Source organism: Candidatus Saccharimonadales bacterium, assembly GCA_035945435.1.
Taxonomy (GTDB): Bacteria; Patescibacteriota; Saccharimonadia; order Saccharimonadales; family DASZAF01; genus DASZAF01.
This window is the reverse complement of record DASZAF010000017.1, coordinates 1-13,625: the sequence shown is the minus strand read 5'-3', so window position 1 is coordinate 13,625 and position 13,625 is coordinate 1. Positions and strand designations below refer to the sequence as shown.

Genomic DNA, 13,625 nt, shown 5'->3' with positions numbered 1-13,625 from the left:
CGCTTGCTGTGAATATACGGGGCCATTTTTGGTGACCATCTGCTGGTTTTGTGGCCAAAGTGAGCTCCAGTAGCAAGGAGCTCCTTAACATCAATAGTTACTGCCATGAATCCTTATCTCCTTCACGCGCTCTCGCCCGCTCTCTCAACGGGAGGATTACTAAGCGCGTTGCTTCGCTGATATTAGAGGTAATTTTAGCACATTTCTCTTGAAGAGTCTAGATTGGCGACTCGAGCGAGCTATCCTTTTGACAAACCCCTTAAAAACAGATACAATTACCCCAGTTATGAAAAGTGATCTACATCCAAAAGACTATCGCCTGGTTGTCTTTCAAGACGAAACGGCTGACTTTGCGTTCCTAACGCGTTCAACGGCTCAATCGTCCGAGACAATCGCCTGGGAGGACGGTAATACCTACCCTCTTATCAAGATCCACATCTCGAGCGCATCACATCCTTTCTATACCGGGCAGGAGAAGTTGATCGATATAGAAGGCCGCGTCGATCGTTTCAAAGCTCGACAGGCAGCTGCCTCGAGCAAGCGCGCCCAGGTAGCTGGCAAAGCCAAAAAAGTTGCCTCACTGAAAGCTAAGAAAGTTGCCTCAGCCGAAAAGAAGTCAGAAACTAGCAAAGCGTCTGCCAAAAGTTAGATAGTTAAAGGTTTTGCGCCGCAAAAGGGGCTTTTAAAGCTGATGGCTCTCCCTCAAATCGATATCGAGAAATTAAACTCCGAATTTGATGAGTTAACCTCGTTTATCTCCCAGCCAAACGCCTTTAATGACCCTGACTTTGCCGCTAAGAATAGACGTCGGAACGAACTTGAAGAGATTCGTGAGACATTCAATGCCTACCAGAGAGTCTCTGAACAGCTCAAAGAAGCTAAACAGATGCTCGGAGACTCAGATCCTGAGCTTGCCGAACTCGCTAAAAACGAGGTTGAGTCCCAAGAAACAAAGCAGTCTGAGTTGAGCGCAAAACTATCTGAACTTCTTACCCCTAAAGACCCGAACGATCAGAAGAACGTTATCGCTGAGATACGAGCTGGGGCGGGTGGCGACGAGGCTTCCCTCTTTGCCGCTGAGCTCTACCGCATGTACGTACGCTACTGTGAGCGTCACAATCTAAAGGTTGAGCTCATCTCGGAAAGCCCGTCTGACGTTGGTGGTTTTAAAGAGGTTATCTTCGATATTAAAGGCGAGGATGCCTACCGCCAGTTGAAATTTGAATCCGGCGTTCACCGGGTTCAGCGTGTGCCGACTACCGAATCAAGCGGCAGGATCCACACCTCTACGGTAACGGTCGCGATTATGCCGGAAGTTGAGGAGAGCGAAGTCGAGATCAACCCGAACGACTTGAGAATCGACGTCTATCGTTCGAGTGGCCACGGTGGCCAGTCAGTCAATACAACCGATTCCGCAGTCCGTATTACACACATGCCGACCGGCATTGTCGTAACGTGCCAAGACGAAAAATCACAGATTAAGAACAAAGAGAAAGCCCTCAAAGTTCTCCGCTCACGTCTCTATGCCATGAAGATCGAGAAGGAACAGCAGGAAGAGGCTGCCAAACGACGAAGTCTGATTGGTTCCGGCGATCGATCAGAAAAGATTCGTACTTATAACTTCCCACAAGATCGTATTACCGACCATAGGATCGGCTACAGTAGAAGCAATTTGCCTGGCGCTCTCGACGGCGACATCGACGATATTATCGAGCGTCTTCAAGTAGCCGAGCATGAACTCGTTAGCCAGGATTAAATGCATGAGAGTAGGTGCTTGGCTCACTCAGGCCAGTCGAAAGCTTAAAGGTGTGGGCATTGACTCGGCGCACCTTGATGCTGAACTTCTGATAAGTTATGTGACCGGGCAGGATAGAGCCACTCTCCTTGCTCATCCCGAGCTAGCTCTCGACCACGTACAACAGCAGTACTTAAAGCGTCTGCTCGATAGGCGCCTTAGGCGCGAGCCACTCGCTTATATTGTCGAAGGAAAAGAGTTCTACGGACGAGAGTTTTACGTTAACCGTCATGTTTTGATCCCTCGAGCAGAAACCGAAGCTTTTATCTCCTCTTTAGCAAAGCTGCCCATGGAAAAAGATGACGTTGTTATAGATATAGGTACAGGTTCGGGGTGCATCGCCGTGACGACCGCCTTAGAGTTTCCCAAGCTGCGCGTCGTAGGATGGGACATTGATGAGAAAGCGCTCAGGATTGCGCGAAAAAACGCTCTACACCTTTCAGCAAAAGTTCGATACGCCAAGCGAGACATACGACAACCTGTAAAGAGACCTTCAGCCAAGTTTGTTTTAGCTAACCTCCCCTACGTCGATAGACTCGGCAGACGTTCCCCAGAGACTGACTTCGAACCACGGATCGCACTCTTTGCCAGTAACCACGGCTTAGCCCTTATCGAGGACCTTCTTGATAATCACCCGCTCAAGCATGGAGGTTATCTGCTCCTGGAAGCAGATGTCTCACAGCATAAATCAATCATCAAAGAAGCTAAGAACAAATCATTCAAATATTTGAGTCGCGAAGGGCTCATTCTGACCTTTCAACTCCTCTAAACCTTTACGAGGATGGATAAGTTCCGAGCGTGACGTTAACCGTCATCGTCTTACCGCCTCGGTAAACGGTCAGATTAACATTGTCGCCGGGCTTGTGCTGGGTCAGAAGGGCTGAGAGTGAGTTCAGCGGGGTCACGTTGGTGCCATTCACCTGTGTGATGACGTCACCTTGCTTAATACCAGCCTTATCGGCAGGGCTACCTGAGACCACCGCACTCGATCCTGACTGGGCGTAGACATACGCGCCATAGTTAATCGGGGCACTCAGTTCTTGAGCCGTTGGGCCATCGAGTGGTACATAGCTAACTCCTAGAAATGGGACATTGATACTGCCGTTGGCAATGACGCTTTCGATCAGGCCTTTGGCATCATTGATCGGAATGGCAAAACCGATTCCTTGGGCGTTGGAAGCTACAGCCGTATCAATGCCAACCACTTGGCCACTGGTATTCAGCAATGGTCCCCCGGAGTTGCCGGGGTTGATGGCAGCATCAGTCTGGATAAGGTCGTTGAGTGATTCTGAGCTGGTGCTACCTTGGTCCGAGGCTTGAATCGGTCGACCGATACCAGAGACGATCCCTTGGGTGATGGTGTTCTGGAACTGGCCAAGCGCATTGCCAATAGCAATTACCTGCTGGCCAACTTGGATGGTTGTTGAGTCCCCAATAGTAGCCGGTTGAAGATTGTTAACGTTGCTGATCTTTAAGAAAGCAAGGTCGTTCCCCGGATCCCTAGCTACAACTTGGACGTTATTGTAGGTGGTGCCGTTATTAAGGACGACACTAACTGACGTGGTACCGTCTGGGATAACATGCTTGTTAGTGAGAATGTAGCCATTCTTAGAGATAATAATTCCTGTACCTGAGGCTTGCGAAGTTTGGTTGCCGGTCGAGAAGCCAAAGAAGTCCTGGGTCGAAGTCGTCTGAGTCGTATTGATTGAGACGACGCTCGGTGAGACTTCCTGAGCAATCTGGGTGTAGAGCTGGCTCTGTTGGGTTATGAGGGTAGGTTTACCCCCGATGATGGCGCTGTCATTGCTTGAGTGAACAAAACCACTTTCAATGGCCGCCCAGGCTCCAAGAAAACCTGACGCAAAACAGAAAATGAGAACTCCCAAAACAATCCATCGCTTGCCATAACGCGTCTTCATCAAGTTGTGCATGTTTTCACTCGGCGATGATTCGTCACTGTGAGACGGCATCCAGTTCTTATAATCTTCGTTCTTATCGTCAGCCACTACGTACTACCCTACCCTTCTTAATTTAAGTTAGACTATTCCACTTTGAGACAACCAGCACCAACAGCAACAGGATAGCCGTAAAACCAAATGTGTAATTCGTGCGTCGGCTTCCCAATTTATTATTCTTAGCCGCATCATAAAAGTGAGCAGCACCAAAACCGACGACTATCATAACGACGGCTGCTTGCGGAATGATAAAGTAGGCGTGTGATGGTTGACCGTTCGAAGATGGCGGGAAAGCAAAGACATCGACCCAACGATTGAAGAACCATGTTAGTTGGGCTACAAATAACGCCCAGATGGCACTTAGGAGGTCGACAAGGTCTTCCTCATAGGCACTAATCAGCTGCCGGGCTGCAGCATAGCTGACTAGCCATGCACCGCCCACGACAAGCGTGTCAGGAATACTACTCGCATACCAGAACAGAGCCGTCAGACCAACAAACTGTCCGACAGCTGCCTGGAAAGTAACACCGCGTATCCCTGACTGGGGCTTTACGACAGTGAGCCAGATGGCGTAGAGTACCGCCCACACAACCTGCAGCCACGCTGCTGAGCTGGCTTGGTATATAAAGACTAGAACACTTAGGCCAACGATAATATCAACGAGGTTGGCTACTATATTGGCAAACCAGAAACGCGGTTGAACAGCAAAGATTCGCCATTTGCTAATCATGACAAGAATGAATGCAAGCGTGTAGAGCTGCCAGACTGCAACCAATAGGTAGACCAAGGCAGCAAGGCCCAAATTGAAAAGAAGGTGGAATAGGTCACCTAGCTTCAAACGCCTTAAACTCGTCCGAGATCGCAATAAGTCCATAAACTTGCTTGTATTATAGCAAACCCTTATCAGTTATTAATGCTAGTTGACCACTTCATCCTGAAAACAACCTGAGATGACAAACTACAGATCGCAGTATATGATGGGGTGGTGAAAGATAGCAACGACCAGTCCCCACAACCTAAAGACCACTTAAAAAATAGCAAGAACCAAGACGACGAATCAGCCAAGTTATCAGACGAATCAATGGCTGCTGAGGCCTCTAAGAAAGCTAACGAGAAAGCGGCATCGAATCAGTCACCTATGATGGTGGCCCTTAAAGGATTTGCCTCCGTCGTATCGTTTATCGCTGCGGTCGTCGTTTTGGCAGTATTAATAAACGTCTTCCTCTTCCAGTCCTATTACGTCGATGGAACGAGCATGATGCCCACTCTACAAAACAACAACCGGCTTATCATTAACAAAATCCCGAAGACCATTGCCGATATTACAGGCCACCCATATATCCCCAAGCGTGGCGACATCATCGTCTTTAACAGTTCACTCATTGGGCCAAGCGGATCTCCCGAACAGCTCATTAAACGCGTTATCGGTCTTCCTGGCGAGCGAGTCGTTGTGAAGAACGGCGTCGTCACGGTCTTTAACAAACAGAACCCGAAAGGCTTCAACGTTAACCAAGCAATCGGGCTTCATCTTGCTCCATCTGCAGGCAGCGTCAATGAAGTCGTCCCGAAAGATCAGTTCTTTGTATGTGGCGATAACCGCGCACTTGGCGGATCATACGACTCTCGCTTTGGTCTAGGTACCGTACCGAGCAGCCAGATCATCGGGCAGATGGTTCTTCGAGTTTACCCGCTCAATGAAGTCCACTTCTTCTAAGATCCCAGTAGCTTCGTGATCCGGGCGAGATCTTCGTCGCTCTTGAAGCTGATCATCAACTGGCCACCCTTGGCCATATTCTTGATGGTCACCTGGGTGCCAAGTCGCTTCTGAAGGTTCACAGTATATTCGTTCTCAACCCGCGTCTTAGCGACTGCGGTTACTTTGTTCTTCCGACCCTCACGATAGCCAATAACAAACTGCTCTGCTTTCCGAACAGACCAACCATTTTGGATGATTAAGTCGAGTAGTTCTTGCTGGATATCCGGTTCTTTAATAGAAAGAATAGTCCGAGCATGGCCTTCAGTTATTCGTCTATCAATCAATGCCTGTTTGGCAGCCGGAGGTAGACCGAGAAGGCGTAGGTTATTGCTGATGGTGCTCATTGCCCGCCCCACCCGTTTGGAGATCTCGTCGTAAGTGATGTTGAACTGCTCGTGGAGCTTAAGATAGGCTGTTGCAGTCTCCAAGGGATTAAGATCCTCTCGCTGTAGGTTCTCAATCAAAGCCAGCTCTAACTTCTGCTGGTCGGTGATACTTCGTACCAGAACCGGTACGTTCTTCAAACCAGCAATCTTAGCCGCTCGCCAGCGCCTCTCGCCCGCAATAATCATATATGTGCCATTCTTCGAGCGATGGGGCGCCACGATTAGCGGCAGCAAGATACCATGAGTCTTAATTGAGCTAGCCAGTTCCTGCAATGAGTCTTCATTGAACTCTTTTCTGGGCTGATTAGGGTTGGGCATGACCTTATCGATAGACATATCTTTTGTTTGGGAGATCTTTTGATCTTGCTGACTGGTGGGGTCAAAGGCATCTTCAATCAGGTGCGTTGGTATCAACGCATCAAAGCCTCTGCCAAGTCCTCGTTTAACCGACACGTTCAGCTACCTCCTTTGCCAGTTGCTTATAGGCACGTGCACCTTTTGACCACTTATCGTACACCGCCACCGGCACACCGTGACTCGGCGCCTCGGCTAAGCGGATATTGCGTGGGATAACAGTATGGAAGACTTTATCTGGGAAGTGTTTGGTAACTTCATCAAAAACCTGCTTAGAAAGAGTCGTCCGGGAGTCGTACATCGTCATGACCACCCCGAGAAGCTCTAGGTTCTGGTTGGCACCCTGGCGAATTAGTTGGACAGTCTCCAAGAGTTGGCTTAATCCTTCCAGAGCATAGAACTCGGCCTGTACTGGTAATATCAAGTACCTAGCCGCAACCAACGCGTTGACTGTTAGGAGACTAAGAGCGGGAGGACAATCTATCAGTACCAGATCATACTCCAAGCTTTCCAGAGCCTGCCTGAGCCTCGTAAAACGGTTCTCCTGAGAAGTCATCTCTACTTCAGTATTGGCGAGGTGTGGTGTTGCCGGCAGAAGAGCCAAATGTTCATAGTCTGTCGTTAGAATTGCCTGACGAGCCTGTATCTTACCTGTTACGACATCACCAATTGTGTGGGCCAGACTCTGTTTATTGAAACCGAGCCCACTTGTAGCGTTACCCTGAGGATCGAAATCCACCAAGAGAACGTTTTTACCTCGTTTGGCTAAATTGTAGGCAAGGTTAATCCCGGTAGTTGTCTTGCCAACACCCCCCTTTTGATTGGTGATGGCAATTACTTTTGCAGTCATGTGTATGTTTTTACGCCCTCATTTCACGCTCTATACCTCTTAATCGTAACAGGTCGAGCACGAATATTAAAGATAGACCCGACACCTAGCTGATGTATCTGGGAATGTTAAGCGACCGAACTAATTTCGATCAGGCTGTGTTTTTGGCGATGACCGCTAATCTTCTTAACGCGTTTCTTGGCTTTGAAACGAACAACTTGGAGCTTCTCACCCAAGACTCTCTCTTCGAGAACTTTAGCTTCTACTTTTGCCCCATCCACTTTAGGAGTACCCACCTTGATATTATTCTCGTCGAAAACCATCAACGGTTCGAGGGTCAACTTCTTAGTACCAGCCGGCAAAAGGTCAATCTCAATCTTATCGCCCTTGGCGACAATGTACTGTTTGTTACCGACTTCAATTACTGCTTTCACGTTCTAAGATCCAACTTAAGAATAATTGATTGGTTCTATCCTACCAGATTAGCTCATCTCTGTAAAGACACTGTTTTTGGCATAGATCGGCGTCCAAACCACTCATCTTTGGCAGTAAGATCAGCTATGCATGTTTCTGAAGGGCTACTTTGGCCACATGACCATCGACATTGTATTCTTTGGCCGCCAGTTCCTTATCATCTTTGGCAAGATGGCCAACCGCAAGTACCTCACTGTCAATCACTTCCTTAAACTCCTTGAGAGCATGTCCCATGACAGCGTCATCCTTGGCAGTTTCGACCCGAAGCTTGATCCGATCATCAACGTTGAGACCTGATTCCTTGCGAAGGGTCTGGATACTGCGGATCAGTTCACGGGCCAGACCTTCCCGTTTCAAGTCGTCGGTAACTTTGACGTCTATCTCAGTGATTTTTCGTGTGCCCACGACCTTAAGAAGCTCTGCCTCCTTGACGTTGAGCTCTTCTTGGGCAATCTGCCTGTATTGCTCAAGCGTATCAGTGTCGTCCGGGAGATGAGTGATGTAAAGCTTCACTGACTTAAGCGGCTGACGAACCTTTAAGCCGGCACTTGCCCGTTGCGACAGGCCTTCTTCGATCCCGAGCCGGATATCAGCCATCTGCTGCAGAACCAACTCGTTGACATGCCCCATCTCTGGCCAGTCCTCAAGATGAACTGACTCCCCGCCCGTGAGCTTCTGGTAGAGTTCTTCTGCCATAAACGGAACGAACGGAGCAAGGATGTGGGCCAACTTAACGAGCACGTAGTGCAGGACCTTGTAGGCTGCCTGTTTGTCCGCATCATCGCCGCTCTTCCAGAAACGACGCCTTGAGCGACGGACATACCAGTTTGAGGCGTCATCAAGGAACGGAAGGATCGGTTTAACGGCATTGGGAAGATCGTAGCCATCCATATATCTCTCTACTTCAGCCCCTAATTGATGCAGCCTTGAGACGATCCACATGTCAAGCGGGTTGGACAGATCGTCGCTCGGATCCTCGAGCTTACCATCCCACTCCCACTTATCGACTTCGGCATAGAGCGTAAAGAAGTCGAACATGTTCCAGACCATACTTAATTTGCGGGCGACATTAGCAACGTCTCGATCAACGAGTGAGTAGTCCTCGCCGTTTAGTACTGGCGACGCGAGTAGCAGGAAGCGGAGCGCATCTGCCGAATACTCATCCATCAAGAGATTCGGATCGGTAAAGTTGTTGAAATGCTTGCTCATCTTCCGGCCATCGTTGCCTGCGACCGTACCAGTTACGATGACATTAGTGAAAGCCCGGTTATTAAAGAGGCCCGTGCTGACAGTGTGAAGGTAGTAAAACCAGGCTCTGACCTGGCCGACATACTCAACAATGAAATCACCCGGAAAGTCTTGCTCAAACTTCTCAACGTTCTCGAACGGATAGTGAAATTGAGCAAAAGGCATTGAGCCACTCTCAAACCAACAGTCGAGCACTTTGTCGATACGTTTGTAACGGACTCCGTCGATTGTGAAGGTAACATCGTCAATCCACGGCCGATGGTAGTCATTGAGTTTAGCTCCTGATAGCTCTTCGAGCTCAGCATAACTGCCGACGACTTTGATGTGCTCGTTACCGCTCTTGTCCTTTCCTTTCCAGACCGGCATGGCGGTGGCCCAGAAACGGTCTCGGCTCAGGTTCCAGTCCGGAGCGCTTTCGACCGTCTTTTCAAAGCGGCCGTGCTTTATGTGTGGTGGAAACCAGTTGATGTCACCATTGAGTTCAAGCATCTTCTGGCGCTGTCCTTCGACGTCCATAAACCAGCTAGGATGGGCACGATACATCAGCTTAGTGCCACAACGATGGCAATGCGGATAGGCGTGGGTGACGTACTCAATCTTCCAGATCACCCCCCGTTTATGAAGCTCTTTGGCAATCTCCTTGTTCGCATCCCAGACATACTCCCCTCTCCACTCACCTGAGGTATAAAAACCATTGTCATCGATGTTGGAGACTATCGGTATACCCTCGGCCTTAGCCATTAGGAAGTCCTCTTCGCCGTACGCTGGAGCGGAATGCACAATACCGGTACCTTCCCCAAGGTTGACATAGCTCTCGTCGTAGACGACGTGCGCGCCCTTACCTCTGCTTTCAAAAAGCGGTTCAACTTCCAGGCCAACTAGTTCACTGCCCTTGATCGTACGAAGCATCTTATACGGTATGGTACGATGCTTCTCGTCAGTCAGTACTTTGTCTAGTAGTTCTTTGGCAAGCACAAACTTTTCACCGTCAACTTCAACCTCAGCATACTCAAGCTCGCTGTTGACGGCGACCGCAACGTTAGCCGGTAGAGTCCACGGCGTAGTCGTCCAGGCCAAAAGGTAATAGTCTGCGCCCCTAACCTTAAACTTTATATAAACAGATGGGTCAGTATCATCTTCGTACGAGTTATCCATAGCCACCTCGGCTTTCGAGATTGGTGTGGCGTCACGCGTACAGTAAAGGAGTACTTTCTCGCCTTCGTAGATCTTGCCGGCTTCGTAGAGTTTCTTAAAAGCCCACCAGACAGACTCCATGTACTCCTTGTCCATCGTTTTGTAGGCGCCTTTGAAGTCTACCCAACGGCCGATCCGTGCGATGGTATCTTCCCAGAGAGAGCCAGTTAGAACCATGTTGTCACGACAGGTGGTGACATAGGTCTCGAGATCAACCTTAGTACCTATATCGCGACGGTCTTTAATGCCGAGTTTCTGTTCAGTGAAGACTTCGGCCGGCAGACCGTGACAGTCCCAACCCCAGACACGCTCAACCCGCCTGCCCTTCATCGTCCAGTAGCGAGGGACAGCGTCTTTGACGATCGAGGAAAGCAGTGTGCCGGTGTGCGGTATGCCCGTAATGAAAGGAGGGCCGTCGTAAAAGACGTAGCCATTATCCTTTGGCCGCATCTCAACGGACTTTTCGAAAGTTTTATTGTCACGCCAGTACTTAACGAGATCGTTCTCGTACTCGATCGGTGCTCTACGGGTGCCTTTCTTGAATCTCATGTCACTGCCCTTTATTTACATAAAAAGTCATCTCGTTGACACTGGAACCCGTGACTTTCCGGGCGGTACCATCCAGTTTCCAAAGAGATGACTCTTCGACGCTTCGTTCAGGGCTGTGACGGGCTCTCCCGGCGGGTTCTAGTCTCATGCTCAAGGCATAATTTCTTCCCACTGCTTCGTGGCTGATAACCACTCCATCCGCATCTCGCGGAACGCATCTACCCATCATTATACTGCCCCTGTTAGCAAAACTCAACTAAGCGTTAGTGGCGGCGTAATAAGAGACCTCGCTGATAGTTGGCAGTTGCGGACCTTGCCAGATCTTGATCAGGCTACCGTCATCGGCTGTCACGATAATGGCCGGATAGTTGACAACCTCATAGAGGTCTGCTGTCTGCGATCCTTCAACATCATCGGCGTTAACAGCCTGAATAGTCTTCCCCGTCTGGCGCTCATAGTCGTGAAGAAAGTCACTCGTCTGGCGATCCGACTCCGAGTTTGATCTGTATAAGACCATCACTTTCATTACCGACTATTATACCAGACGGGATTAAGAGTTTAGCTACAGCCGCTGGTGCTACCACAGGTTGTGCAGACAAAGCAGGTACCGGCTCGCTGCATGACGTTGCCGCATGAGGAGCATAGCTGGGCATTGGCCTCGGTCTTAAGCGGCTTCATATCGACTGCTTTCTCAGATGGGCTCTTTTCGATACCTTGCGGCTCTTGGACGGCTTGCTTGACAGTCTCCGATGGTTGCAGACTGTCCTGTTCCAGAAGGCTCTGCTGCTGTTCCTTGAAAGCCTCGGGAGATATCAAGCCAAGTTCCAGCCGATCGTCAAAGCTCAAATAGTCCTGAGCTAGTCGGCGGAAGATATAGTCGATCAAGCTGGTCGTTGTGGCAATCTCCGGATCGTCGGTCATACCGGCTGGTGCGAAGGTCTGGTTGACGAATGCCTTGGTGTAGGCCCTCAGCGGGACACCATGCCGTAGACCGTGACTAATCGAGAGGGCCAGCGAGTCCATTACGCCAGCCAAGGTAGAGCCCTGCTTGGCGACCTTGATAAAGAGTTCCCCTGGTGAACCGTCTTCATACTCCCCGACCGTCATAAAACCAGTTAGATCGGCGACGTGGAATTCGTACGTTCGCGCTCGCCGTTGGCGGGGTAGATCTCTGGCCACGGCCGGTCCGGCTACAATAACCTTCTCGGCTGCTGCCTGCGCTGTAGCATCACTTCCTTCTGATCCTTCTTTCTTGGCCATCGCCAGCGGTTGAGCAACCTTACAGTTGTCACGATAGATAGCAACAGCCTTAAGACCCATCTTCCATGCGTCTATGTGAATCTGCTCAACGTCTTCAACGGTTACATCTTCTGGCATATTGACTGTCTTACTAATAGCGCCCGAGAGGAAGGGCTGGACGGCAGCCATCATCTTGACGTGGCCGAGGTAGTGGATAGAATTCTCCCCCATCGAGCAGGCAAAAACATCGAGATGCTCAGGCTTTAGGTGCGGCGCACCGATGATCGTCTTCTCTTCATTGATGAAGTTAACGATATCTTCTGCTTCCTCACGGCTATATCCCAACACTTTTAGGGCTCGCGGGACAGTCTGATTAACGATGTACATTGTACCGCCACCAACTAAGTTTTTGACCTTAACGAGGCCGAGGTCCGGTTCGATGCCGGTTGTGTCGCAGTCCATCATTAGTGCGATAGTGCCAGTTGGAGCTAGCAATGAGGCTTGTGCGTTGCGAACACCATACTTAGCGCCCATTTCGACTGCCTCATCCCAGGAGCTTGCGGCTGCGCTGAGAAGGTCTTCTGGTACCAATGCGGCGCTGATGCTCGAAACAGCCTGTCGGTGCTTTCTGAGGACTCTCAGCATACCTTCCTTGTCGCGCTGGTAGCCATCAAACGGTCCAACTCGGTGAGCAACACGAGCGCTAGTTGCGTAAGCACGACCAGTCATTAAGGCGGTTAGGGCAGCAGCCCACCCACGACCCTCTTCTGAATCATAGGGAAGCCCTTTAGCCATCAGCAAAGCACCGAGGTTGGCATAACCAAGACCGAGTTGGCGATAGGCACGGGAGGTTTCAGCGATCTTCTCAGTCGGATAGCTAGAGTAACCAACCAGGATCTCCTGAGCAATAAACATCACGTCGATTGTGTGCTCGTAGGCTTCAACATCGAAAGTGCCATCTTTCCTGAGATACTTCAGCAGGTTAATACTGGAGAGGTTACATGACGAATTGTTGAGGTGCATGTATTCAGAGCAAGGATTAGAGCCTTGGATATCACCAACATTCGGCGTAGTGTGCCAGTCATTGATGGTGGTATGAAACTGCATGCCAGGATCCGCACACTCCCAAGCTGCTTCGGCGATTTCGCGGAAGAGCTCACGGGCCTTCAGTGTTTTGTAGATCTTGCCGTTAGTGACCCCTCTTAACTGCCAGTCGTCGTCGTTGACGACCGCCTTCATAAAGTCGTCTGTCACACGAACTGAGTTGTTGGCATTCTGATACTGGATGGAGATAGCGTCCTTACCGTTCAAACTCATATCGAAGCCGGCCTGTTCGAGAACACGGGCCTTACGCTCCTCGCGAGCTTTCGACCAGATGAACTCCTCTACATCCGGGTGATCAACGTCTAGAATGACCATCTTGGCAGCTCGGCGAGTCTTACCGCCGCTGGCGATTGAACCAGCGACTGAGTCGGCACCACGCATAAAGCTGACCGGACCTGAGGCTTTGCCACCGCTGTTGCTAAGCGATTCGTACGACGAACGGACCTTGCTCAAGTTGACACCAGCACCTGATCCGCCCTTAAAGATCATGCCTTCCTCATAGTACCAGTGCAGAATCGATGGCATATCGTCCTCAACGTTGAGAATGAAGCAGGCGCTCGATTGTTGTGCCCTGTCCATAACGCCGATGTTGAACCAGACCGGCGAGTTAAAAGCCGCACGCTGTGAGGCAAGTATGTATTTAAGTTCGTGATTAAAAACGTCTGCCTCGTTTTCATCGACGAAGTATCCCTCTTCGTACCCAAAACGAGTGATCGTATCAGCTACTCGGCCGACGAGATGT

13 protein-coding genes and 1 pseudogene are annotated in these 13,625 nt (G+C 50.0%); 4 read left to right on the top strand and 10 right to left on the bottom strand.

Annotated features, from left to right (window positions below):
* Positions 1-107: 30S ribosomal protein S2 (locus tag VGS28_02065; protein HEV2412571.1), on the bottom strand; the 107-nt coding region annotated here is incomplete at its 3' end.
* Positions 108-286: 179 nt separating this feature from the next.
* On the opposite strand from VGS28_02065, the pseudogene VGS28_02060 reads away from it, so the two are divergent.
* The 3 genes and pseudogenes from VGS28_02060 (at position 287) to VGS28_02050 (ending at position 2,564) form a co-directional block, all read left to right on the top strand.
* A pseudogene (locus tag VGS28_02060) lies at positions 287-511 on the top strand (type B 50S ribosomal protein L31).
* 180 nt (positions 512-691) lie between these two features.
* Positions 692-1,756 (top strand): peptide chain release factor 1, encoded by a 1,065-nt coding sequence (gene prfA, locus VGS28_02055; GenBank protein HEV2412570.1) that lies wholly within the window; start codon positions 692-694, stop codon positions 1,754-1,756.
* A gap of 4 nt (positions 1,757-1,760) precedes the next feature.
* Positions 1,761-2,564: a HemK/PrmC family methyltransferase gene (locus VGS28_02050; GenBank protein ID HEV2412569.1), complete on the top strand. Its 804-nt coding sequence runs from the start codon at positions 1,761-1,763 to the stop codon at positions 2,562-2,564.
* A 4-nt stretch (positions 2,565-2,568) separates the two neighbouring features.
* Here VGS28_02050 and VGS28_02045 read toward each other — a convergent pair whose 3' ends face one another.
* Both VGS28_02045 and VGS28_02040 read right to left on the bottom strand, forming a co-directional pair.
* Positions 2,569-3,801 (bottom strand): trypsin-like peptidase domain-containing protein, encoded by a 1,233-nt coding sequence (locus VGS28_02045; protein HEV2412568.1) that lies wholly within the window; start codon positions 3,799-3,801, stop codon positions 2,569-2,571.
* Positions 3,802-3,826: 25 nt separating this feature from the next.
* On the bottom strand, positions 3,827-4,624 hold the full coding sequence (locus tag VGS28_02040; GenBank protein ID HEV2412567.1) for a hypothetical protein: 798 nt from the start codon (positions 4,622-4,624) through the stop codon (positions 3,827-3,829).
* A gap of 111 nt (positions 4,625-4,735) precedes the next feature.
* Between VGS28_02040 and lepB the strand changes: the two genes are divergently transcribed.
* Positions 4,736-5,464 (top strand): signal peptidase I, encoded by a 729-nt coding sequence (gene lepB / locus VGS28_02035; protein HEV2412566.1) that lies wholly within the window; start codon positions 4,736-4,738, stop codon positions 5,462-5,464.
* Here lepB and VGS28_02030 read toward each other — a convergent pair.
* From VGS28_02030 to VGS28_02000, 7 genes are all read right to left on the bottom strand, one after another.
* Complete coding sequence (locus VGS28_02030; protein ID HEV2412565.1) at positions 5,461-6,345, bottom strand: ParB/RepB/Spo0J family partition protein; 885 nt, start codon at positions 6,343-6,345, stop codon at positions 5,461-5,463. The two genes, lepB and VGS28_02030, sit on opposite strands and share 4 nt — an antisense overlap.
* Positions 6,335-7,096 carry a ParA family protein gene (locus tag VGS28_02025; GenBank protein HEV2412564.1) on the bottom strand — a complete coding sequence of 254 codons (762 nt, stop codon included), beginning with the start codon at positions 7,094-7,096 and terminating at the stop codon, positions 6,335-6,337. Before VGS28_02025 ends, VGS28_02030 begins: the two co-directional genes overlap by 11 nt.
* 107 nt (positions 7,097-7,203) lie before the next feature.
* Positions 7,204-7,509 (bottom strand): 50S ribosomal protein L21, encoded by a 306-nt coding sequence (gene rplU, locus VGS28_02020; protein ID HEV2412563.1) that lies wholly within the window; start codon positions 7,507-7,509, stop codon positions 7,204-7,206.
* Positions 7,510-7,633: 124 nt separating this feature from the next.
* Positions 7,634-10,540, bottom strand: a complete 2,907-nt coding sequence (gene ileS / locus VGS28_02015; GenBank protein ID HEV2412562.1) for an isoleucine--tRNA ligase — start codon at positions 10,538-10,540, stop codon at positions 7,634-7,636.
* A gap of 1 nt (position 10,541) precedes the next feature.
* Positions 10,542-10,688 carry a hypothetical protein gene (locus tag VGS28_02010; GenBank protein ID HEV2412561.1) on the bottom strand — a complete coding sequence of 49 codons (147 nt, stop codon included), beginning with the start codon at positions 10,686-10,688 and terminating at the stop codon, positions 10,542-10,544.
* Between the two features lie 108 nt (positions 10,689-10,796).
* Positions 10,797-11,066, bottom strand: a complete 270-nt coding sequence (locus tag VGS28_02005) for a hypothetical protein (GenBank protein HEV2412560.1) — start codon at positions 11,064-11,066, stop codon at positions 10,797-10,799.
* A gap of 32 nt (positions 11,067-11,098) precedes the next feature.
* Positions 11,099-13,625, bottom strand: a 2,527-nt coding sequence (locus VGS28_02000; GenBank protein ID HEV2412559.1) for a vitamin B12-dependent ribonucleotide reductase, incomplete at its 5' end; no start/stop codon positions are given.

What these genes read in the sequence shown, in the direction of transcription:
- prfA (HEV2412570.1), top strand. Translation starts at nt 692, where the DNA reads ATGGCTCTCCCTCAAATCGATATCGAGAAATTAAACTCCGAATTTGAT.
- VGS28_02050 (HEV2412569.1), top strand. Translation starts at nt 1,761, where the DNA reads ATGAGAGTAGGTGCTTGGCTCACTCAGGCCAGTCGAAAGCTTAAAGGT.
- VGS28_02005 (HEV2412560.1), bottom strand. Translation starts at nt 11,066, where the DNA reads ATGAAAGTGATGGTCTTATACAGATCAAACTCGGAGTCGGATCGCCAG.
- ileS (HEV2412562.1), bottom strand. Translation starts at nt 10,540, where the DNA reads ATGAGATTCAAGAAAGGCACCCGTAGAGCACCGATCGAGTACGAGAAC.
- VGS28_02040 (HEV2412567.1), bottom strand. Translation starts at nt 4,624, where the DNA reads ATGGACTTATTGCGATCTCGGACGAGTTTAAGGCGTTTGAAGCTAGGT.
- VGS28_02010 (HEV2412561.1), bottom strand. Translation starts at nt 10,688, where the DNA reads ATGAGACTAGAACCCGCCGGGAGAGCCCGTCACAGCCCTGAACGAAGC.
- VGS28_02025 (HEV2412564.1), bottom strand. Translation starts at nt 7,096, where the DNA reads ATGACTGCAAAAGTAATTGCCATCACCAATCAAAAGGGGGGTGTTGGC.